23 protein-coding genes are annotated in these 20,763 nt (G+C 65.9%); 14 read left to right on the top strand and 9 right to left on the bottom strand.

Features of this window, described 5'->3' with window-relative positions:
• Nucleotides 1-5 precede the first annotated feature (5 nt).
• Genes mqnC through AKJ09_RS29870 form a run of 5 tightly spaced genes read right to left on the bottom strand, consistent with a single transcriptional unit; the run spans nt 6 to nt 6,573 of the window.
• The gene (gene mqnC / locus AKJ09_RS29890) at nt 6-1,988 is read right to left on the bottom strand and encodes a cyclic dehypoxanthinyl futalosine synthase (RefSeq protein ID WP_146651272.1); all 1,983 of its coding nucleotides are present in this window, start codon (nt 1,986-1,988) and stop codon (nt 6-8) included.
• A complete protein-coding gene (gene mqnE / locus AKJ09_RS29885) occupies nt 1,985-3,157 on the bottom strand; it encodes an aminofutalosine synthase MqnE (protein ID WP_240488631.1) in 1,173 nt (390 codons plus the stop codon). The genes mqnC and mqnE overlap by 4 nt, the downstream gene beginning before the upstream one ends.
• Nucleotides 3,150-3,725 carry a hypothetical protein gene (locus AKJ09_RS29880; protein ID WP_146651270.1) on the bottom strand — a complete coding sequence of 192 codons (576 nt, stop codon included), beginning with the start codon at nt 3,723-3,725 and terminating at the stop codon, nt 3,150-3,152. The genes mqnE and AKJ09_RS29880 overlap by 8 nt, the downstream gene beginning before the upstream one ends.
• A complete protein-coding gene (locus AKJ09_RS29875) occupies nt 3,722-4,318 on the bottom strand; it encodes a UbiX family flavin prenyltransferase (RefSeq protein ID WP_146651269.1) in 597 nt (198 codons plus the stop codon). Before AKJ09_RS29875 ends, AKJ09_RS29880 begins: the two co-directional genes overlap by 4 nt.
• A complete protein-coding gene (locus tag AKJ09_RS29870) occupies nt 4,315-6,573 on the bottom strand; it encodes a menaquinone biosynthesis decarboxylase (RefSeq protein ID WP_146651268.1) in 2,259 nt (752 codons plus the stop codon). The genes AKJ09_RS29875 and AKJ09_RS29870 overlap by 4 nt, the downstream gene beginning before the upstream one ends.
• A 187-nt stretch (nt 6,574-6,760) precedes the next feature.
• Between AKJ09_RS29870 and AKJ09_RS29865 the strand changes: the two genes are divergently transcribed.
• The 5 genes from AKJ09_RS29865 to AKJ09_RS29845 all read left to right on the top strand — a co-directional run bounded on the left by AKJ09_RS29865 (nt 6,761) and on the right by AKJ09_RS29845 (nt 10,311).
• Nucleotides 6,761-7,258, top strand: coding sequence for a hypothetical protein (locus AKJ09_RS29865; protein ID WP_146651267.1), 498 nt, complete (start codon nt 6,761-6,763; stop codon nt 7,256-7,258).
• 213 nt (nt 7,259-7,471) lie between these two features.
• Nucleotides 7,472-8,227, top strand: coding sequence for a response regulator (locus tag AKJ09_RS29860; RefSeq protein WP_146651266.1), 756 nt, complete (start codon nt 7,472-7,474; stop codon nt 8,225-8,227).
• A complete protein-coding gene (locus AKJ09_RS29855; protein ID WP_146651265.1) occupies nt 8,211-8,606 on the top strand; it encodes a response regulator in 396 nt (131 codons plus the stop codon). Before AKJ09_RS29860 ends, AKJ09_RS29855 begins: the two co-directional genes overlap by 17 nt.
• Nucleotides 8,603-9,226 (top strand): Hpt domain-containing protein, encoded by a 624-nt coding sequence (locus AKJ09_RS29850; RefSeq protein WP_146651264.1) that lies wholly within the window; start codon nt 8,603-8,605, stop codon nt 9,224-9,226. Before AKJ09_RS29855 ends, AKJ09_RS29850 begins: the two co-directional genes overlap by 4 nt.
• Nucleotides 9,223-10,311, top strand: coding sequence for a chemotaxis protein CheB (locus AKJ09_RS29845; protein WP_146651263.1), 1,089 nt, complete (start codon nt 9,223-9,225; stop codon nt 10,309-10,311). The genes AKJ09_RS29850 and AKJ09_RS29845 overlap by 4 nt, the downstream gene beginning before the upstream one ends.
• A gap of 22 nt (nt 10,312-10,333) precedes the next feature.
• Here AKJ09_RS29845 and AKJ09_RS29840 read toward each other — a convergent pair whose 3' ends face one another.
• A complete protein-coding gene (locus AKJ09_RS29840; protein ID WP_146651262.1) occupies nt 10,334-10,702 on the bottom strand; it encodes a response regulator in 369 nt (122 codons plus the stop codon).
• 110 nt (nt 10,703-10,812) lie between these two features.
• Between AKJ09_RS29840 and AKJ09_RS29835 the strand changes: the two genes are divergently transcribed.
• A complete protein-coding gene (locus AKJ09_RS29835; protein WP_146651261.1) occupies nt 10,813-11,232 on the top strand; it encodes an anti-sigma regulatory factor in 420 nt (139 codons plus the stop codon).
• A 1-nt stretch (nt 11,233) separates the two neighbouring features.
• Nucleotides 11,234-12,574, top strand: coding sequence for a PP2C family protein-serine/threonine phosphatase (locus tag AKJ09_RS29830; protein ID WP_146651260.1), 1,341 nt, complete (start codon nt 11,234-11,236; stop codon nt 12,572-12,574).
• 268 nt (nt 12,575-12,842) lie between these two features.
• Here the strand turns inward: AKJ09_RS29830 and AKJ09_RS29825 are convergent, their stop codons facing one another.
• The 3 genes from AKJ09_RS29825 to AKJ09_RS29820 are packed head-to-tail and all read right to left on the bottom strand — an operon-like array spanning nt 12,843 to nt 15,323.
• Nucleotides 12,843-14,366: an ATP-binding protein gene (locus AKJ09_RS29825; RefSeq protein ID WP_169927985.1), complete on the bottom strand. Its 1,524-nt coding sequence runs from the start codon at nt 14,364-14,366 to the stop codon at nt 12,843-12,845.
• Nucleotides 14,353-14,754: a hypothetical protein gene (locus AKJ09_RS53410; RefSeq protein ID WP_169927984.1), complete on the bottom strand. Its 402-nt coding sequence runs from the start codon at nt 14,752-14,754 to the stop codon at nt 14,353-14,355. The genes AKJ09_RS29825 and AKJ09_RS53410 overlap by 14 nt, the downstream gene beginning before the upstream one ends.
• Nucleotides 14,751-15,323, bottom strand: coding sequence for an ATP-binding protein (locus AKJ09_RS29820; protein ID WP_169927983.1), 573 nt, complete (start codon nt 15,321-15,323; stop codon nt 14,751-14,753). The genes AKJ09_RS53410 and AKJ09_RS29820 overlap by 4 nt, the downstream gene beginning before the upstream one ends.
• A 376-nt stretch (nt 15,324-15,699) precedes the next feature.
• On the opposite strand from AKJ09_RS29820, the gene AKJ09_RS29815 reads away from it, so the two are divergent.
• The 7 genes from AKJ09_RS29815 to AKJ09_RS29785 all read left to right on the top strand — a co-directional run bounded on the left by AKJ09_RS29815 (nt 15,700) and on the right by AKJ09_RS29785 (nt 20,755).
• On the top strand, nt 15,700-16,266 hold the full coding sequence (locus tag AKJ09_RS29815; RefSeq protein ID WP_146651257.1) for a PP2C family serine/threonine-protein phosphatase: 567 nt from the start codon (nt 15,700-15,702) through the stop codon (nt 16,264-16,266).
• A gap of 30 nt (nt 16,267-16,296) precedes the next feature.
• On the top strand, nt 16,297-16,722 hold the full coding sequence (locus tag AKJ09_RS29810; RefSeq protein ID WP_146651256.1) for an STAS domain-containing protein: 426 nt from the start codon (nt 16,297-16,299) through the stop codon (nt 16,720-16,722).
• 3 nt (nt 16,723-16,725) lie between these two features.
• Entirely contained in the window at nt 16,726-17,364 is a 639-nt protein-coding gene (locus AKJ09_RS29805; protein ID WP_240488630.1) for an STAS domain-containing protein, read from the top strand.
• Between the two features lie 47 nt (nt 17,365-17,411).
• Nucleotides 17,412-18,011 (top strand): STAS domain-containing protein, encoded by a 600-nt coding sequence (locus tag AKJ09_RS29800; protein WP_169927982.1) that lies wholly within the window; start codon nt 17,412-17,414, stop codon nt 18,009-18,011.
• Nucleotides 17,998-18,504 (top strand): ATP-binding protein, encoded by a 507-nt coding sequence (locus AKJ09_RS29795; RefSeq protein ID WP_146651254.1) that lies wholly within the window; start codon nt 17,998-18,000, stop codon nt 18,502-18,504. Before AKJ09_RS29800 ends, AKJ09_RS29795 begins: the two co-directional genes overlap by 14 nt.
• Before the next feature lie 207 nt (nt 18,505-18,711).
• Nucleotides 18,712-19,353, top strand: a complete 642-nt coding sequence (locus AKJ09_RS29790) for a response regulator transcription factor (protein WP_169927981.1) — start codon at nt 18,712-18,714, stop codon at nt 19,351-19,353.
• Nucleotides 19,354-19,528: 175 nt separating this feature from the next.
• Complete coding sequence (locus tag AKJ09_RS29785; RefSeq protein ID WP_146651252.1) at nt 19,529-20,755, top strand: NAD(P)-dependent oxidoreductase; 1,227 nt, start codon at nt 19,529-19,531, stop codon at nt 20,753-20,755.
• Nucleotides 20,756-20,763: the final 8 nt, after the last annotated feature.

Raw genomic sequence — 20,763 nt, 5'->3', positions numbered from 1 at the left:
GGCGTTCAGACCGGTTCGGTCAGCCAGTCGTAACGAACGTTGCGACGAACGGAGCGGAAGCCCGCTTCCTTGATGCGCCCCTCGATCTTGTCCGCGTTGATGCCGAAGGTGGTGCCGGCGCTCGAGACGACGTTCTCTTCGAACATGACGCTGCCGAAGTCGTCGGCGCCGAAGCGGAGCGCGACCTGACCAACGGCCGGGCCCTGCGTGACCCACGAGGCGCCGACGTGATCGACGTTGTCGAGCATGAGCCGCGCGACCGCCTGCGTGCGCAGGTAGAGGTGCGTACCGTGCTCGCCCGGGAGGATGTGCACGCCCTTCTCGAACTGGAAGTCCCAGCAGAAGAAGGCCGTGAAGCCGCCGGTCTCGTCTTGGAGATCGCGGACCTTCAGGAGGTGCTGCACGCGCTCTTCGGGCGTGTCGATCGTGCCGTACATCATCGTGGCGCTCGAGCGGAGCCCCATCTGATGCGCGGTGCGCATGACGCCGAGCCATTCGGCGCTCGTGCACTTCGTCTTGGCGATCTTGCGGCGAACGCGATCGACGAGAATCTCGGCGCCGCCACCTGGCACCGAGTCGAGGCCAGCGGCGTGGAGTCGCTCGAGGATCGTGCGGACCGGGAGCTTCTCGAGGTTCGAGAGGTGGATGATCTCCTCGGGCGAGAGCGCGTGGAGACCGAGCTTGTACTCGCTCTTCATCCAGCGGAAGAGATCTTCGTACCAGGTCAGCGGCAGCTCGGGGTTGAGACCGCCCTGGAGGAGGATCTGCACGCCGCCCGCGTCGACCACTTCCTGCAGCTTCTTGCCGAGGACCTCGCGCGAGAGAACGTACCCTTCGGGATGCCCGACCGGCCTGTAGAAGGCGCAGAAGCGGCAGCTCGTGGTGCAGACGTTCGTGTAGTTGACGTTGCGATCGACGATATAGGTGACGACGCCCTTCGGGTGCTTGCGACGACGCACGGCGTCTGCCGCGAGACCGAGCTCGAAGAACGTACCTTCACGAAGCAGACGCGTTCCTTCGGCAAGCGAGAGACGCTCTCCATCGGCGGCGCGGGAGAGGAGCGCATCGAGCGAGGGACGTGCACGTGTCCCGAAGCTGGTGCGCGACGGCGGCGGCGCGCTGATTGGACGACGCACCGACGATACCGGCTCCGCATCACCCGCCGCGCTGAACACCGCCGAGCACGACGGAAGCAGGTGCGCACGCGCCGCTTCGATCCAGAAGCGCTCCATCCCGCGAAGCTCGTTGTCGCCGAGATCGTGGCAGAGCGAATCGCGGAGGTACGACTGCAGCGAGGCCTCGGCGAGGCCCGTGCGCGCCGCGTGCTCCTTCGCGATCGCGTCGCGACGCAGAAGACCTTCACGTTTCGCCGCACGAAGCAGCTCTTCGTGCTCGGCACGAACGGCGCCGGGCCGCGCGAACCAGGCCGCGAACACGAAGGGCAGGCCCGTCCAGTCGATCCAATCCTCGGCGAGGTCGAGGCGGTACGGGAACCGGTTCTCCACGTCGAGCGCGGCATCGCCGATGATCAGCGCGCCAGTGCGATCCTTCACGGCCTCGATTGCCGCTTGCGGCTCAGCGCCGAAGAGATGCGGCGTGAGCTTGCGACGCTGGAGGAGCAAGCGACCGAGCACGACGCTGGTGCGCGACGACAGATCGAGGCCGATCGAGGTGAGCTCGTGGATCGGTCGCTCCGATACGATCGAGACGCTGCGCACCTTCGTACGGCACGCGATGGCCATGCCACGAATCAGGCGAAGGTCGCCGATGGTCGCCGCCGCCGCGACGGGCAACAGGCCCACGTCGGCTTCTTTCTCGGCGAGCGCACGTGCAAGCTCGCTCGGCCGCGCAAGCTGCAGGTCGACGATCTTCGCGGCCGGACCGTCGCGAAGCGTTTCCCAGAGCGGGCGCGCGTTGAGATACTCGACCGCGTAGACGCGCAGGCGGTCCGCCTCCTCGACCTTCACCACGTTGCCAGCAGTGGTCACGACGAGACCTCCTTCGATCCACGCGCGGGCTGCACGACGGCCAGTCGCTTGTTGCGTTCCTTCACCTTCATGGCCGCTTCCGGCGCCTCGGCACGCGGATGCTCGCGAACGACGTTGTAGAGCGTGTCACGCTCGACCGGGATGCGCCCCGCTTCACGAATGAGGCGCACGAGCTCGTTGTAGCCGAGCGCGCCCGGCGAACGCGTGCCGGCAGCCTTGTAGATGGTCTCGTGCACGATCGTGCCGTCGATGTCGTCGGCGCCGAAACGAAGCGCGATCTGCGCGACGTCGGGGGTGAGGCTCACCCAGTACGCCTTGATGTGATCGACGTTGTCGAGCATGAGCCGGCTCACGGCGAGCGTGCGCAGGTCGTCGACGGCGGTGGGCGCCGGCAGGTTCTTCATGCCGTTTCCATCGGGGTGGAACGCGAGCGGGATGAACGCCTGGAGGCCGTTCGTCTCGTCCTGCAGCTCGCGCACGCGCAGGATGTGATCGACACGGTGCGCGAACGTCTCGATGTGTCCGTAGAGCATCGTGATGTTCGTGCGCATGCCCATCGCGTGCGCGACGCGGTGCACTTCGAGGTACTCCTTCGCCGTCGCCTTGTCGGCGCTGATGCGCGAGCGAACGTCTTCGTCGAAGATCTCGGCGCCGCCGCCCGGAAGGCTATCGAGGCCGGCTGCGCGAAGGCGCTCGAGCACCTCGCGGTACGACATGCCGTAGTGCTGGGCGAAGAAGTGGATCTCGACGCCCGTGAAGCACTTCAAGTGGACGTCGGGCTTGATGCGCTTGAAGCCCTTGAGCAGGTCCTCGTAGTACGAGAACGGCAGCCCCGGATGCAGGCCGTTGACCACGTGCACCTCGGTGGGCGGATCATCCATCCGCACCTCGAGTTCGTGCCACGCCTCTTCGAGCGTCATCGTGTGAGCGCCCGGCATGTGCGCTTCGAGCTTCGCGAACGAGCAGAAGAGGCACGAGGCCACGCACACGTTCGTGACTTCGACGCGCATGTTGCGATTGAAGTACGTGCGGTCGCCGTGCTTCTTCTCGCGCACTTCGTTGGCGAGCTGGCCGACGGCGAGCAAATCCGGCTCGAGGAAGAGCGCCATGCCGTCGTCGAACGTCAATCGCTCGCCGGCGCGAACCTTCTGTCGAATCGTATCAAGCACCGGCCACCTCCTGCGTGGACGAAGACGCGTCGCTCCTCTTGCCCTGCTCGCCGATGAACACCGGCAAGCGGCCCGCATACCGTACGAGGTCCGCGAGCTCGCGCTTCATGAGCGAGCGCAGATCGACCATGCCCTGCCCTTTGACCTTCTTCGTCTCGTCTTCGAGGATCGGCAGGCCGCTCTTGCGCGTGATCGGACCGCGCAGGTCGGTCGCGCCGAAGCCCAGGGCCACTTGTGCGAGCTCGAGCCCCCACTTGCCCCAATCGATGCCGACCTTGGTTCCGGGCGCCGAGGAGATACGCGCAACGGCCACTTCGCGAAGCACGTCGAGCTCGCTGGGAGCACCGTCGACCCACAGCACCGAGTCGTCGTTGCCTTCGTGGATGCGCACCTCGGTGCCTTCGTCTTCGGCGCGCACCAGATCGGCCACCGCGCCGAGCGCGAGGAGATCCGCCGAACGCCACGAAGCGATCGCTCCGCGAACCACATCCATCTCGCCGCCCCGACGCGCCGTCAGCACGGGCAAGAGCCCGGCGCGCGCGATTGCCTCTTCCACGAAACGCGTCACGATCGCTCCTCCTTGCTCACACGCAGATCGGGATCGCCCCAGCGACGGAGCAGGTCGTGCTCCACACCGAGGTGATCGAGCACGCGACCGACGATGGTGTCGATGGCCTGCTCGAGGGTCTTGGTCTTGCCGTAGAAGGACGGCATTGCCGGCATGATGGTCGCGCCGGCGCGCGCCAGCGTGGTCAGGTTCTCGAGGTGAATTACCGAGAGCGGTGTCTCGCGCGGAACGATGACGAGGGGCCGGCGCTCCTTGATCATCACGTCGGCCGCGCGCGTCAGCAGCGTATCGGAGATGCCGTGGGCGACGCGTGCGCACGTTCCCATCGAGCACGGAAGGATGGCCATCGCGTGCCAGCCCGCACTGCCGCTCGCGAAAGGCGCGTTGTAATCGCGCATCCCCCAGATCGGCAGCGGCGCGATCTCTTCACGGAGGTTGCCGCCACATTCGAGCGCCCAGACTTCGGGGGCGGTCGCCGAGAGGCACACGCCGAGCTCCACGTCTTCACGGGTGCGGAGCACCTCGAGGAGGCGCTTGGCGTAGGGCGCGCCGCTCGCCCCCGTGATGCCGACGACGATCTTGCGCTTCTTCATGCCCGCGCCTCGTGAACGCCGTTGACGCTCGACCTCACGAGAGGCGACGTACCTTCGACGAGCGAGGCCACGCCGAGGGTGAGCTCCGATGCGCCGACGTTGCCGAAGCCTTCGCTGCGAAGGAGCTCTTCGTACTCCGCCTTCGTGACGAAGCCCTGCATGCTCTCGGAGAGGTACGCGTAGGCGTCGCGATCCTTCGCGATGACCGAGCCGAGGACGGGCAACGCCGCGTCGAGCGCCGCACGATGCAGCGCACGCGTTCGAAGGAGCTTCGGCTGGAAGAGCTCGAGGGTGATGAAGAGGCCGCCGGGGCGGAGGACACGCTTCACCTCGCGGACGCCCTTGCGGAGATCCGAGAGATTCCGCATCCCGAAACCGCAGACGACCGCGCCGAACGTACCGTCTTCGAAGGGCAGGTCGAGCGCGTCGCCGACGACGGTCTCCGTTCGCGTGATCTTGCTCTGCCCGAGGGCGAGCATCTGCTCGGAGAAGTCACACGCCACGATGCGCGAATCGGGGAGAGCTTTCTCGAGGAGCACCGACAGATCGAGCGTGCCGGCGCAAAGGTCGAGCACCGCCGAGCCGTCGTGCTTCAAGAACGAAGCGATGCGCGCGACGGCCTTGTTGCGCCATCGCTTGTCGATGCCGAGCGACATCAGACGGTTCAAGAGGTCGTAGGTCGGTGCGATGCGGTCGAACATGGCGCGATTCGCGTTCGCGTGGGAGGCGGGCGCATCCTTGCGCGCCGACAGCTCGGCGACGAGGCGGTCTTTGCCCATGGCTCCTGATGCTCCCGGGGCGGTCAAAGGGATGCCGAGCGAGGCCCAGATCCCGTCCACGTGCGCCTTCACGGCGTCACTCTGCGTGCAGACGTCCGGCCACTCGCGCTTGTAGCCCTCCTCGGGCCACTTCCGCGTGCCGTCGATGCACATCTTCCCTCCCCACAAGGCCTGGTTTGCACCGTGATCGAGCTGATCGACGGGGCCATCGACGAAGGAGACGTCGCGCTTGGGATCGAGGTTCGCGAGAAGGCGCCACGCGATCTCGGGGATGTTCTGTACGTCGACGTCGTCGTCGACGACGCAGATGACCTTGGAGAAGGACATTTGACCCGAGCCCCACATGCCGTGCGCGATGCGCGAGGCGTGGAACGGGTACTGCTTCTTGATCGAGACGAGGACGAGGTTGTGGAACGCGCCCTCGATGGGCAGGTTCATGTCCACGACCTCCGGGAAAATCATCCGGAGGAGCGGCAAAAACAGGCGTTCGGTGGCCTTGCCGAGCCACGCGTCTTCCATCGGAGGCGGGCCGACGAGCGTGGACGGATAAACCGCGTCGCGACGGTGCGTGATGGCCGTCACATGGAAGCGCGGGAACGGCTCGACCGGCGTGTAGTAGCCGGTGTGATCGCCGAAGGGCCCCTCGTCGAACGGGATCTCGCTCGGATCGACGTAACCTTCGAGCACGAAGTCGGCGCCCGCGGGGACCTCGAGGTCGACCGTCTTGGCGCGGACGTACTCGACGGACTGGCCGCGCAGGAAGCCTGCGAACATCCACTCATCGATGCCATCGGGCAGCGGCGCGGTGGCCGCATACGTGAGGGCGGGATCGCCGCCGAACGCGACGGCCACTTCGAGACGCTTGCCGAGCTCCTTCGCGCGACGGAAGTGACGCGCACCGGTCTTGTGGATCTGCCAGTGCATCGCCGTCGTCCGACGGTCGATGCGCTGCATGCGGTACATCCCGATGTTGCGGATGCCCGTGTCCGGGTCCTTGGTGATGACGTTCGGCAGCGTGAAGAACGGGCCGCCGTCCTTCGGCCAGGTCGTCATGACCGGCAATGCGTCGAGGTCGACGTCGTCGCCCGTGAGCACCACCTCCTGACAAGGAGCGCTCGAGGCCTTGCGCGGGACCGCCGAAGCGAGGGCCGGCAGGCGGGTCGCCATGTCGGCGAGCTCGCGGGCGCTCTTCGGGGCGCGGGTATGGACGAGCTCTTCGATCGCACGGGCATGCTGCTCGAGATCGGCCACGCCGAGGGCGAGCGACATCCGACGGCGTGAGCCGTACGCGTTAATAAGGAGGGGGAAGCGGGAGCCTTTGACGTTCTCGAAGAGCAGCGCAGGGCCGCCCCCCTTCATCGTCCGATCGGCGATCTCCGCCAGCTCGAGGTGCGGATCGACCTCGCGCTGGATGCGCACGAGCTCTCCCTCGCGCTCCAAAACGCGAACGAACGCGCGCAATCCGTCGTACGCCATAGCGCCAGATCTCCCGGTCTCTGAAGTTTCAAAAACTTTTGAAACCTCTGTATAGGGCTCCATGACCGGGCGTCAAGACAGCGTTCGAGCGCACCGATCAGTTTGCGGAGCGAGTATTTCCGCCGAGTTCCGCGCCGCGCAAGGCACACGACGACGGATCCTCCGAACGGCCTTACATTGCCAGCCGATGAAGCCCGGCGATCACCCCGACTTCTTCCGTTTCCCCGCGCCCGAAGGCCGCTCGCGCGAGAGCACCATCCGGCTGGACCGGGAGGGCTACTTCTTCCACGACGAGGCCCCCGTCGAGCACCCCAAGCTCGCGGCCGCACTCCACACGTGGATTGGCCGGCACCCCGACGACGGGCGGTACATCCTCACGAACGGCTACGACTGGACGTACTTCGTGGTCGAGGACGTCCCGTTCTTCGTCCGGGCCATCCACGACGAGGAGGGAGACGCGGTCCTCGTCTTGAGCGACGAGACGCGCGAGCCCCTCGATCCCTCGACGCTCCGCGCCAACGATCGCGGGGAGCTCTATCTCGTCGTGAAGAAGGACGCGAAGGGCGGTCCGTACGACGCCAAACTCACCCGGCTCGCCCAGACCCAGCTCGCTCCGTTCCTCGAAGAGGCGAACGACGGCGTCATCGTGAAGACGCGACGCGGCCAGACGAAACTCCCCACATGAGCCACAACCGAGCGGACGACCCTGCAAGGCTCTCCGCGTGTGCGCCCTAACTGCGGCATATCCTCCGCGGGGAGGATACGCCGCGCGTCGCTTCCCCGTTATGCTGCTTGGTCTAGGGAGGCGAATGCACCGACGCGAGTTCCCCCCACGCGGGCTCCACCGAACCGACGACCGATCAGCATCCGCGAACGCTTGGACGATCATGGGGGGTACGTGATCGCGGAGTCGTCGAACACAGGGATCCTGCGTGCCGAGATCGCCCACGGCGATCGCGTCGACGTATGCGCGGCGGTCGAGTTGACGGAGCAGTCCGTCTTCCTCATCTCGGACGATCTCCCCGCGATTGGCGCGCGCATGAACGTGCGCCTCTCCTTCCCTTACGTCTTCTCCCCGATCGAACTTCGCGGTTCGGTGTCGCAGGTCCACATGAGCGGGCCGGGACGACCGAGCGGATACGTCTGCAAGTTCGAGATTCCGGATGCCGTCTCCGAGACGCGCCTCCTCTCCTTGCTCAACAACATCAGCCTGGCGAGCCCGCGAATCGCGAACCGCGGCGCAGCGCCGCGCGTCCGACTCCTGCTCGTCGAGGATGGCCGGCTCATCCGCGACATGTTCGCATACGCCGTCACCAAGTATTTCGAGCGTCGCGAGGGCCGCGTCGAGCTCACCCAAGCCGAGGATGCCGATGCCGGTTGGCAGCATCTGCAGGGCGGCGAGTTCGACGTCGCCATCGTCGATCACTTCCTCCCCGAGCCGTCGGGCGCGGCGCTCATCGCCAAGCTGCGCGCGAACACGCGCTTTGCGAAGACGACCACCATCGGCGTGAGCGTCGGAGGAGACCGCGCGCGGCGGGCCATGCTCGACGCCGGCGCGGATCTCTTCCTCGCCAAGCCCATCGTGTTGCGGGACCTGTTCCGCACGCTGGAGTTCCTCATGGCACGGAGCACGAGCGATGCCGGCGCTGCCTGAATCGAACGAAACGAGGCGAATCCTCGTCGTCGACGACAGCCCTCTTGCCCTCGAGATGGTCGAGAGCGCCCTCGTCGAAGAAGGTTTTGGAGTGGACTGCGCGATCGATCTGACCGCGCTCGAGAAGTTCCTCATCGGGTCGAAGCACGTACTCATCGTCTTCGACGTGCAGATGCCCGAGGCCTTCGGCGACGACCTCGCCGCAATGCTTCACGACACCTACGGGGTCACGGCGCCCGTCGTTCTCTTCTCGACCGTGGCAGACGAGGAGCTCGCCGAGCGCGCGAAGAACGCCAACGCGGCCGCCTGGGTATCGAAGGGTGCCGGCGTCGAGGCACTCGTGGCCCGCATCAAGAGTCTGCTCGCGGAGACGTCATGACCGAGGACAAGAGCAAGAAGTACTTCGGCCAGTTCGCCGCACTCGCGCGCGAACGGCTCGATCGCGCGCAGAAGAACCTCGGACCTCCCGCGGCCCCGCCGGAGGAGATCGTCGTTCGGGAGCTCCATTCGCTGGGCGACGAGGCCGAGCTCCTCGGTCTCCGCGACATCATCACGTTCGCGCGCGAGGCCGAGCACGCCGCGCGAACGTCGCGGCAAGACGAAGCCACGATGCACGAGTGGAAGGCGAAGCTACTCGTCGCCATCGGCCGACTCGAAGCCGCGATTCGCGCCGCCGAACAACCTGCGCAACCGTCGGCCAAGGCCAGCGCCCTCCGCGAGAAGTTCCGCGCGCAGTTCGCCCAGTCGGCCACCAAGCGCTACGAGCGCGCGGCGAGCCTTCTTTCGGGAGCCGGAGACCAGGCGCCGCTCGACAACGTGGCCTCCGAGCTGCACACGCTCGGCGGAGAAGCGGCGCTCGTCGGTTCGGCCGACATCGCCACGCTCTCGCGCATCGCCGAAGACGCCGCACATCGCAACGATCGCCGCGTTCTCCGCCACGCCCTCGATCAGCTCGAGGTGGCCATTTTCGCGGAAGACGTGCCGGGAGCAGTCACATGAGCAAGAAGCGCGTGGTCATGGTCGACGACTCGGTCCTCGCTCGCGCGATTCTCCGCGAGATCCTCGAGGGCGACGACGACATGGAAGTCGTCGGCGAGGCGCAGAACGCCTACGACGCGATCGGCGTCGTCGACGCACTCAAGCCCGACCTCGTCACGATGGACATCGACATGCCCGGACCGAGCGGGCTCGAGGCCATCGAGTGGCTGATGCAGAAGTGCCCCGTCCCGATCCTCGTCATCACGAGCGAGCGGCTCGGTGGGCCTTCGGCACTGGGTTTCCAGGCCATTCAGCGCGGCGCGCTCGACTTCTCGCCCAAGCCCGCGGTGACCGACACCGAGGCGACCGTGCGTCTCCGCAACCTGGCGCGCACGCTTGCTCGCGTGCCGATTCAGGCGCGCCCCACGCAGCCCCCGCCGATGGACCTCGGAACGCGCCTCACTGAGCGCGCGCCGGCGTCGCCCGAGTCGCTCGTCTCCAACGCCGAGGTCGTCGCCATCGCAGCAGGCATCGGAGGGCCACGCGCGCTCTCCGAAGTCATCAAGCGGCTGCCGAAGGACTTTCCGTCCTCCGTCGTCATCGTCCAGCACATGCCGCCTCGCTTCGCCGACGGCTTCGCGCGTTTCTTGCGCGGGCTCACCGCCGTGCCCGTCAGCATCGTGGCCAAGGGCTCGCAGCCCATGGTCCCCGGCGAGATCTACGTCTGCGACGGCAGCATCCAACCTCGTGTCCCGAAGCGGGGTGAGCTCGTCGGCGATCCGTCGCCGAACGGCAAGACGTCAGCCGACATCCTCCTCACCGACCTCGCGGCCTCCCACGGCTCGCGCGCGATCGGCGTCGTGATGTCGGGCAGCGGAGAAGACGGCGCCTCGGGCCTCCTCGCCATGCGCGCTGCCGGATGCCTCACCATCGCCGAGCGCGTGGAGACCGCGATCCCCAACGAGATGCCTCGCGCGGCCATGAAGCGCGACGCCGTCGTGCGCCCGCTCTCGGCTGAGCTCATCGCCGACTACTTGCTCGGAACGCTCACCGTCCGCAGCGCAAAGACCACCGCGCCGCCTTCCGAGTTGAAGTTCAACGGGTGATGGTGATGGGAGCGTTCTTCACTCAGCCGTCCCCGGCGCACGCCGCTTCGATGCTGTCGACCAGCGACGAGCCTGCCTTCTTGGGCAGGAATCCCCGCGCGCCGAGCTTCTCCACGAGGGCGATCAAGTCGGCCTCCTTGCGATCGGAGAAGACGAAGTACGGAACGGGTGCGAGGTCCGCCTTCAAGATGGTCGCCAGGCGATCGGGGTCGATGCCGGGAAATCCGACGTCGACCAATGCAACATCGGGCGGAGCGCCAGCGACCAAATTGGCAATCTCAAGCGGACCGGTCGCAACAACGGCAGTGTGCCCACGTTCCTCGATGACCGCCGAGACGAGGGCCTGCACGAATTCGCTGTCGTCGACGAGGAGAATCCGTAGGGAGCGCACATCCTCAACTTATCGTCATCCTGCGTATTGCGTGCGGTTTCTTTTCGCAAGAACGAGAAACGTCGTGCACAATCGCGCCACTCATCCGCGACACCCATCGGATCTCTGACATGGTGAACGTTACGAGCCAGGCGGTCGAAGAGACCGAAATTCCCATCCTCGCGGAGGACGACATCGTCCGTGCGCGCTCGCGTGGTCGCGAGCTTTGCCGTTCGCTCGGGTTGACGGAAATCAATCAAGTCAAGGTCGCGACCGCGATATCCGAGCTCGCGCGCAACATCTTCCAATACGCAGGCAAAGGCGAAATTCTCCTGAAGAAGCTCGGCCAGCCGCGGCCTGGAATCGAAATCGTCGCGCGCGACAAGGGCCCCGGAATTCCCGACGTCAAACTCGTTCTCAGCGGAACCTATCGTTCGCGCACGGGCATGGGAAAAGGCATTCTCGGTGCACGACGGCTCGTCGATCACTTCGAAGTCGACTCGGGCCCCGATCGCGGAACCACCATCCTTCTTCGAAAATACGTGAAGTGAGATGTCCGCTCTCCTCGAGCAAATCGAGGTCCTGAAGCGGGAGAACGAAGAGCTTCGTCTCCGCTTGCAGGAACGTGAGCGCGTCGACGCGCTGCGTAGGGCTCTGCGTGGTTGCGAAACCGTCGACGACGTCGCCGAGCGTGGTGTTGCGTTCGCCAATGCGGAGCTCGATCGAGTTCCCTGCGCGCTGCTCCTCGACGACCCGGTTCGCTCGGCCTTCACCATCCAGGCCGCCGCCGGACTGCCGAACGAGTTGAACGGCGCCGGTTCGATCAGCGTCGAACGCGACGGATCGCTCTACGAACGGCTTCTCTCCGAGCGACTCCTCGTCCACTCGGACGAGACGCCCCTCGAATCGATGAAGCCGCTCGCGAAGGCGATGGGTGACGGGCGCCTCACCATCGCCGGCCTGCACGACTCCGGAGAGCTCGTCGGATTGCTGGTGGTCGGCGGCAATCTCCAGCAGGCCCAGCGCCTCGAGGAAGCTTCTGCCGAGCTGAGCTCGGCCATCGCCGCCACGCTCCGTGCGCGATCGCGCGCCGAGGAGCTGGCGATGCTCGAAGTCCAGGAGCGCGAGCTCGTCGGCCTTCTCCGCGAAGTCGAAGAACGCGACGCGACCACCCGCGAAGATCTGGAGCGCGCACGCGAATTCCAGCAGCTCATGATGAGTCTGCCGAACGCGAAGGGCGTGAAGCTCGAAGGGCTCTACGAACCGTTCGGCCTCGTCGGCGGTGACGTCTATACGGTCTCGGCGCTCGAAGATCGGCTCCGCATCTTCATCGCCGACGCCACCGGACACGGCGTGCGCGCCTCGCTCACGACGATGTTCATCAAGAGCGGTTACGAGTCGCTGAAGCGCGCGGCCGATCCCGGCGCACTGCTGCAGGCTCTGAACGAGAGCATCGCGGGCACGTACCGTTCGAGCGAGATGCTGTTCTCGGCGTCGTGCGTCGACGTCTATCCGAAAGAAGGACGTATCGTCCTCGCGTGCGCCGGTCATCCGCCGGCATGCGTCGTTCGCGACAACGGATTCTCGCTCCTCGAAGGCAAAGGCGCCCTCATGGGCGTTCGCGCCGGCATGCGCTACGAGAACGTGAGCACGACGCTCGGCCCCGGCGAAGGCATCTACCTCTTTACCGACGGCATCGCCGATGCGCGGGCGCCGAACGGCGACTTCTTCGGCGAAGACCGCCTCTACGCGCTCGTGCGCGATGCCCACGTTGCCGGAGAGAGCCCGGCAGCGAAGGTTCGCGAGGCGGTCATGTCCTTCGTGGGTACGCGCGGCCTCGCCGACGACGTCTCCCTCGTCGGCGTGCGCATCCTCGAGCACAACACGAACTGAACCTCCCGCCGAAATCGCGCATCGCGACCGCCGAAATCGCACGCATCGCGACCGCCGAAAGGCGAACGCCTCCGCCGAGGGGAGCAACTGTCTCTGTCTCACGTGTCGGCTTATCGTTGAGAGACGAAGACGCCTGCAGGTCGTCACACCGCGAGCGGCGGGTTCTTCGTCGCGCGCTTCGCGCGACGCGCCGAAGGCGACCCGCCGCGGGCAACCGGGGGGAGGCTCGAGACCGTGAGGTCTCGAGGGGGCCTTCGGCCCCACAAGGCTAAACGCGGCCCATCAACACGAGCGGAAGCAGGAGCTCGGGGCGAATCATGAGCACCGGCTCGTCGCCCACCTGCACCACTTCGAGCGGCTCGGACGGCGACGTGGGGCAGATGCGCGTGGCGCGCGCGAGCGTCGGAGAGCCAGCGACGGCCAGGCAGTGCTCGTCACGATCGCGGTGGAGCACGACGAACGTGGGCGTGGTCACCGTGGGCGTGATGCCGAGCCACGGGAGTGGATCCACGGCGGCAAGGTGCGATGGCACCGAGGGAACGACCTTCGGCATCCACGCCGACGAGATCACGAGCGAGATGCCGCCCGCAGTCGACGGAAGGCAAGCCACCTCCATCGTGCAGGATGCCTGGGGCACCAAGATCGACAACGTGGCGCCGCGGCCCGGAACCGACGTCATGGTGACGCGGCCCTTTACCCCTTGAACGGCAGCTTGCACGGCGTCCATCCCCACGCCTCGACCGGAAATCGAGCTGACGTTCTCGCGCAGCGAAAATCCCGGCTTGAACAGCAGCTCGAGCAGCTCGGTTTCGGACGCCCCCGCGACCTGAGCGGCCGTCATCAGCCCCGACGCGACGGCGCGACGCTTCACGCCATCCATGTCGACGCCGCGGCCATCGTCGGCGATGACGAGCTCGATCGCCTCCTGCGCGGCCGTCACACGGATGCGAAGCGTGCCTCGTCGCGGCTTGCCTGCCGCGAGACGCGCATCGGGTGATTCGATGCCATGATCGAGCGCATTGCGAAGCGCGTGCACGAGCGCAGCGTTGAGAGCATCGAGCACCTCGAGGCCCACGCGCGCCTCGTCGGCGTCGACCACCACGTCGACTTCCTTGCCGAGCTCTCCCGCAAGCTCGCGCACGGATAGCGCATGCCCTCGAAGGAGCGGCGCGAGCGAGACTGCATCGAGCTCCGAGAGCTGGCGCGCGAGCTCTTGCCACACGCCCACCAGACGCGTGCGCGAGATCGAGTTCGGCTTCGAGGCGAGCGCCTCGACGAAGACCTGCGCGGTGACCGCGCCGAGCCGCTGACGAACGGCCTGCGGGATGCGCACGCTCTCGACCGCGCGGCTCGAAGGTCGGAACGCGCCCGTGGTTGGAGGCTGCGTGGTCCGAGGCCACTCGGCGAGGACCTCGTCGATGTGCTTCAAGAAGCCGCCAAGGTCGATGCCGCCCTGCGACTGCCCCGCCTTCTTGCGGAGGAGCATCTTCAGGAACTGGAACGCCATCGTCACGACGACGTCGACGTCTTCGTGGATGCGATAGCGCCGGCGGCGCGCGGCGAAGACGAGCTCTTCGAGACGCTCCGCGAGGAGCGACACGTCGGCGAAGCCAACGACCCGCGCATCGCCCTTCAGCGTGTGCAGGTCTTGGTACAGCTCCGCCTCGGCCTCCGCGGTGGTCGTCTGCTCGATGAGACCGAGCCACGTGGACTCGATACGGTCGATGCGTTCGAGCGAGACGGCCCGGAAGCGGGCTACGAGCTGCTTCGGAACTTCCTCAACTTCCAACACCGGGCGCCTGCGTCTCGATCTGCACGAGATCGACCGCGAAGCACTGAAGTGCTCCGAGGCTGCGCCGTTGCCACGGCTTGTCGTCGTCGGAGATGAAGCGGATGCGGTACTGGCGGCCGTCTTCGAGATCCTGAACGCGTCCGAGCCAGACGACGAACGCCTTGAAGCAGGACGAGTTGATGAAATAGAGGTCGCGGAAGTCGACGAATACCTCCTTCCGCGTCTCGACCAGCGCACGGTCGTGGAAGACCGAAAGCACCTTCTCGATCGCGCCGAGTGCGCGCGTGTCCGCGCTGCCGGCGAAACGGAGCGTGAGCGGCTCCTCGGGCCCCACGGCGACGCGGAGCTCTTCGGTTTCGATGTGGGCGGAGGAGTGGGTTTCGGTCATGCGAGCGTTGGGGGCGGAGGGTTACCGACGTCGAAGCTTCCTTCGACGCGAATGGTCAGCTGCTCGCCTCCGATCGAATAGGAGACGCCGAGATCGGCTTCGGCCCGGATACGACCGAGGCCGAGGCCCGACCCACCATCGGATCGCTTGGCGGCTCGCCGGCAGAGAGCGAGGTAATGCGCATTGGGGTCTTCGGCGCCGACGACGCCGTCGAGTGCCTCTTTGGCTCGGGCGAGGACTTCGGCCTCGGCGCGGTTGCGCGTCTTGATGCAAACGTCGACGCGCTGTGGACGACGCTTCATGAAGATCTCGAGCGAGCCTTTGCCGTCCGACGAATAGTGGACGGTGTTCTCGAGCATTTCGTGCGTGGCCATCGCGAGACGCCCGGAGAGATCGTCGTCGCCGAGCATCTGCGCGTAGAAGTCACTCACGAACCGGCGCACCGTCGCCACGAGTGCGACACTCGGCGTGAAGCGAAGCTCGAAGACGGCATCGTCGTCGTCGACCTCGCTCGCGTCGTGCGCATGGTCGGCGCCGTGATCACCTTCGGCGAGCTCTCGATCCCCCATCGCGTTTCCAATCGCGGAACTACTGGCGGTCCCGCTGGTGGGCGAGCTCTCGTCGGCCTGCATCGAAGAGGAGAATAATCATGCGAACGCAGCCGTTGCAAACCCAGCAGGGGCACGTTCGGCGATTCTCTGGAGGCGAGAGGCGCCGCGCTCGCACGTTCATCCCTGTGTACGTCGCGAGCGAAGGCGCGCGCGTGAAGGTGCGCGCGCGTCCTCCACACCGACATCGGGCGACGCACACGGAACGAGCCTCCTCCCCAGGGAGGATACGACCGTCGAAAAACGCACGACCATCCTCCGTAGGGAGGATGAGGAATACGAAAATCAGCGCGTGCTTTTGCCCAAGTGAGCGCGATGGAGCGAGTAAGCTGCCTGCGTGATTACTTCGGTCGTTCACCGCGTCCTACCCCGCGACGGCGAGTCCGCCTGCGGTGACACGGTCGTCGTGCGTACCGAAGGAGATGTCACCCTGCTCGCGGTCGTCGATGCACTCGGTCACGGCGTGAAGGCTGGCGACGTCGCCACCGCGGCGGCTGCCTGGCTGGAAGGTGCTGTCCTCCAAAACGGCGTCGAGCCGTTGATGGAAGGACTGCACGCGGCGCTGCGTGGAACGAGAGGGGCGTGTGCGCTGCTCTGCGTCATCAGCAGCCTGACGATGGAAGTGTGTAGTGTCGGGAATGTGGAGATGCGGTGGCTCAAAGCGAGGCCGCCGTTCGTCCTCACCCCTGGAGTTCTGGGCCAGCGGATGCTTCGTCCCCGGATCTTCCGCACGGCTGCGCTCAAAGACGACCGCCTGGTCATTTTCTCGGACGGCATCTCCAGCCGGTTCGACCTCCGGGAGACGTCGAAGCTCTCGACCGGAGAGGCGTGTCGTGCGATCTTCACGCAGCATCGACGCTCGCACGACGACGCGACGCTGCTTATGGCGGATCTGGGGGGATGACGACACAACCGAGTCGAACGAAGGCGCACTATGTCCGAAGCAATTGATCGTCTTCCCATTATCAAACTCTGGAACCAGATCCTCGTCCCCCTCCAGGGACAGATCACCGACGCCGTTGCGGAGCGACTGCTCGAGCAGGTGCTCGAAGCGATCCTCGCGTCCGACGCCGAGGGCCTCATCATCGATCTGACCGGCGTTTGGATGGTCGACTCGCACCTTTGCTCGGTGCTCTCCAAGATGGCGGCCTCGGCTCGCCTCATGGGTGCGCGAAGCATCATGTGCGGCATGAGCGCGGAAATCGCGATCACGCTCCAGACGATGGGAATCGACATGGCCGGTGTGCAGACGTCCCTGACGCTCGAAGAAGCGTTCGCGTCGCTCGGCATCGGTAAGCTGAAGAAGGAAACCACCAAGTCCGTCGCCGAGCTACTCGGCGGAGCGGTCAGCGCGGGTTGATTGATGTCCGATCTCATCAAACGAGAGGAGCTCGAGTCCGCCCTCCTCGAACACGTCGCCGACGTCCTCATCGTTCTCGCGGATGTTGGAGCCGGTGACTACAGCGCGCGCGTCAAGAACACGCTGCCGGAGGGACATCCGCTCTTCACGCTGACGGCGGGCATCAACGAGATGATCTCCTCGCTGGCCGCCGAGCAGCAGAAGTCGGCGTCGTATCGTTCGCAGCTCGAAGAGAAGCTCGCGATGATCGAGACGCAGCGGGCCGCCATCCGCGAGCTGTCGACGCCGATCATCGAGGTCTGGGAAGGCATCCTGTGCTTGCCCGTCGTCGGTGTTCTCGACAGCACACGCAGCGCGGAGATGACCGAAGCGCTTCTCACCGCCATCGTCGAGAAGAAGGCGCGTTGCTCGATCATCGACATCACCGGCATCCAGGTGATGGACACGGCAACGGCCGATCACTTCCTCCGCATGGCGAAGTCGGTCAAGCTCCTCGGCTCCGAGTGCATGCTCACCGGCGTTCACCCCAACATCGCTCAGACCATCGTCCACATGGGCGTGGATCTCAGCGAGGTCGTCACGCACCGCAACCTCCGCAACGCGCTCACCCACTACCTGCGTCGTAGCGGAGTCGCGTCCTGAGCTAGGGAATGGGCGACCTGGCGGAGACCCGCGAGGGTGAAGGCGTCATGGACCACATCGACCGTGTGATGCGGGCGCTGGCTGACGTCGCACGCGGAGACTACTCGCCACGCGTGGCGACCGGTCACTCCGAAGATCACCCGCTCGGTGCGCTCGCGATGGGCGTCAACGAGATGATCGAGTCGCTCGCTGCGGAGCAGGAGAAATCCGCCGTCTACCGCGTGGAGCTCGAAGACAAGATCGCGATGATCGAGACGCAGGCGGCAGCGATCCGCGAGCTCTCGACACCGATCATCGAGGTGTGGCAAGGCGTTCTCTGCCTGCCCGTCGTCGGCGTCCTCGACAGCACCCGTAGCGCGGAGATGACCGAAGCGCTTCTCACCGCCATCGTCGAGAAGAAGGCCTCGTGCGCCATCATCGACATCACCGGCATCCAGGTAATGGACACGGCGACGGCCGATCACTTCCTCCGCATGGCGAAGTCGGTCAAGCTTCTCGGCTCCGAGTGCATGCTCACGGGTGTTCACCCCAACATCGCGCAGACGATCGTCCACATGGGCGTCGAGCTCTCCGAGGTCGTGACGCACCGAAGCTTGCGAAACGCGCTCACGAGGTACCTTGCTCGCACCGGGCATGGTTCGACCTAGCAAGGTTCCGGCGAGTCTCGGCACGGTCGGCCCCGCGCCGCGCACGTTCCGCGTCACGAGTGACGAAGGGCTCATTCACGGCATCCGCCAAGGGACTCGCGCCTTCGCTCGCGCCCTCGGCTTCTCGGATCGCGCCGTCGAAGAACTGGTCATCGTCGTCTCGGAGCTCGCGTCGAACATCCGCAAGTACGGTATCCAGGGGACGCTGGAGCTCGCGCAAATCGAGGACTTGAGGCTCGGCCTCGGAATCCTGATCGTGGCGCAAGACGAGACGCCCGCCTTCGACCTCTCCATCGCCCTGCTCGACGGCCACGACGCGACCGGCAAGCTCGATCCCGCAACGGTGCTCCGGCGCCGAGGAATCGGGGCAGGTCTCGGAGCCGTCGCCCGATTCTCCGACCAGCTCTCGGTCGAGCCCTGGCCTGGTGGCAAGCGTCTGCGGGTCATCCGCTACGTGGCGCGCCCCAAGCCCTCCCCTGCCGGCGGCTGGTGACTGGTGACTGGTGATTGGGCCCACAAACGGGCCTGGTCGTCGGCACGGCTCATCGAGACCGTCAGTCGAGCCGGTTAATCAAGACCGGCGATCGGGACAACGCCTCGCCTTTCCTAGAAATCTACGTAAAGTCCCTTAGCTCAAAACGGACAGCTGGCCCCTCTGGAGGGTGTCTACGGCCGTGCTCGCATGCTAGCCTTGCCAACAATGTCGGGACGTTCCGAGTACGTCCTCATCGTGGACGACGACGAGCTCGCTCGTAAGACGGTGGGACGGCTAGTGCAGCGTCTTCGACCCACCCTGTTTTGTGCGTCCGTCGAGGAGGCTCGGGCCGAGCTCGAGAACCGTAGCTCGTGGTGCGGCTTCCTGTTCGACGTCATGATCGGGGAGGACGCCCGCGGCGGTCTCGGTCTCCTCGAGCTCGCGTCGTCGAAGTTCCCGGCGGTTCCCATCGGCATCATGACCGGGGCCATCGAGCGCGACGTGGTCAATCGCTCGGCAACCAAGGGCGCCTTCGTGCTCGCCAAGCCGTTCGGGATGCAGGAGCTTCTGCCCTTCTTCCAGCGTGTGGTGGCCCGCGAGCACGAATTCCGGCCGCAGGTCGCCTCCCGACTCGACGCGGTGGCACGGGAGTGGTCGCTCTCGCCCCGTCAGCACGAGATCCTCGCCTGGCTCGTCTCCGGACGAACGCGAACGGCCTACCTGGCCAAGACGGGCATCGCCGACACGACGATGAAAACCCACGTCCAGAGCATGCTCCAGAAGTCGGGAACGAAGAACCTCCCGGCCCTGGTCTCGAAGGCGTTCCGGCTCATGATGGAAGAAGAGGCCGAGCCCTCGTCCGACTGAGGCGCGACTGAGGCGGAGAGCCGGCGCAAGTCGTGCTTCAACGCCCCACTCCGACAGCGCACGGCCGCACGCGATTTCAGCGCAAATTCAGGGGTGAAAGACGGTCAAGAATTCGGCCTCTTTCCAGGCTATTGCCCTACAGTTTCTCCTGGTTTCGGCTAGAGTGCGCGCCGCCATGCGCCTCCTCATTGCCGACAAGCTGCACCCCCGTGCGGTCGAAGAGCTTCGGACCCTTCCCGTCGACGTCATCTACGAGCCGGAGCTCACGAAGGAGACGCTGGAGACCAGCCTCCACAATGTCGGCATTCTCGTCGTCCGCTCCAAAGAGGTCACGCGCAAGGCCCTCGAGAGCGCACGCCAGCTGAATCTCATCGTCCGCGCTGGCGCGGAGACCGCCACCATCGACGTGAAGGCGGCGAGCGAGCGTGGCATCTACGTCGCCAACTGCCCGGGCAAGAACGCGTCGGCGGTTGCCGAGCTCGTGTTCGGATTGATCGTCTCCATCGACCGCCGCATCCCCGACGCGGTCGCCTCGCTCCGCGCCGGTCGCTGGGAGCGCACCGAGTACGCGAAAGCCGAGGGCGTCATCGGCAAGACCATCGGCATCGCCGGCCTCGGCGCGATCGGTCGCGACGTCGCCTGCCGCGCGAAGACGTTCGGCATGCACCCGATCGGCTGGAGCCGGAGCTTGAGCCCGGCACGCGCCGCGGAGCTCGGTATCGGCCACGCCTCGAGCCTCGAAGAGCTCGCCGCGCGCTCGGACGTCCTGACGGTCCACCTCGGTCTCAACGACCGCACGCGTGGCATCATCAGCAAGCGCATCTTCGAGGTCATGCCGAAGCGCGGCATCTTCATCAATTGCGCGCGCCCGGACCTCGTCGACAACGATGCGATGCGTGACGCGATCGTCACCAAGGGCATCCGCGTCGGTATCGACGTCGTTCCGAACGAGCCACGCGGCAAGAAGGAGATCACGACCGATCTCTACAATCTGAGCACGCCGAGCTCGACGGGCGGCTTCCTCTACGGCACGCCGCACATCGCGGCGTCGACCGATCAGGCGCAGCTCGCCATCGCGACGGAGACCGTCCGCGTGATTCGCTCGTTCCTCCTCGAAGGAACGGTGCCGAACGTCGTCAACGTGACGAATCTCTCGACGGCGCGCTTCCAAATGGTCATCCGCATGCTCGACAAGGTCGGCACGCTCGCGAACGTGCTCGCGGTCATCAAGCGCCACGGCATCAACGTCGAAGAAGTCACCAACACGGTGTTCGACGGCGGCAGCGCCTCCTGCGCCAAGCTCCGCATCGTGTCGCGTCCGACCGAGGCGTGCCTCCACGAGATCCGGGCCTTCGAAGAGGTCCTGCACGTCGACATCGTGACGCTGCCGAACCTGGCCTGACGCGAGCC

The sequence above is a fragment of the Labilithrix luteola genome, assembly GCF_001263205.1.
GTDB classification, from domain to species: Bacteria; Myxococcota_A; Polyangia; order Polyangiales; family Polyangiaceae; genus Labilithrix; species Labilithrix luteola.
This window is presented reverse-complemented; position numbering and strand designations above follow the sequence as displayed.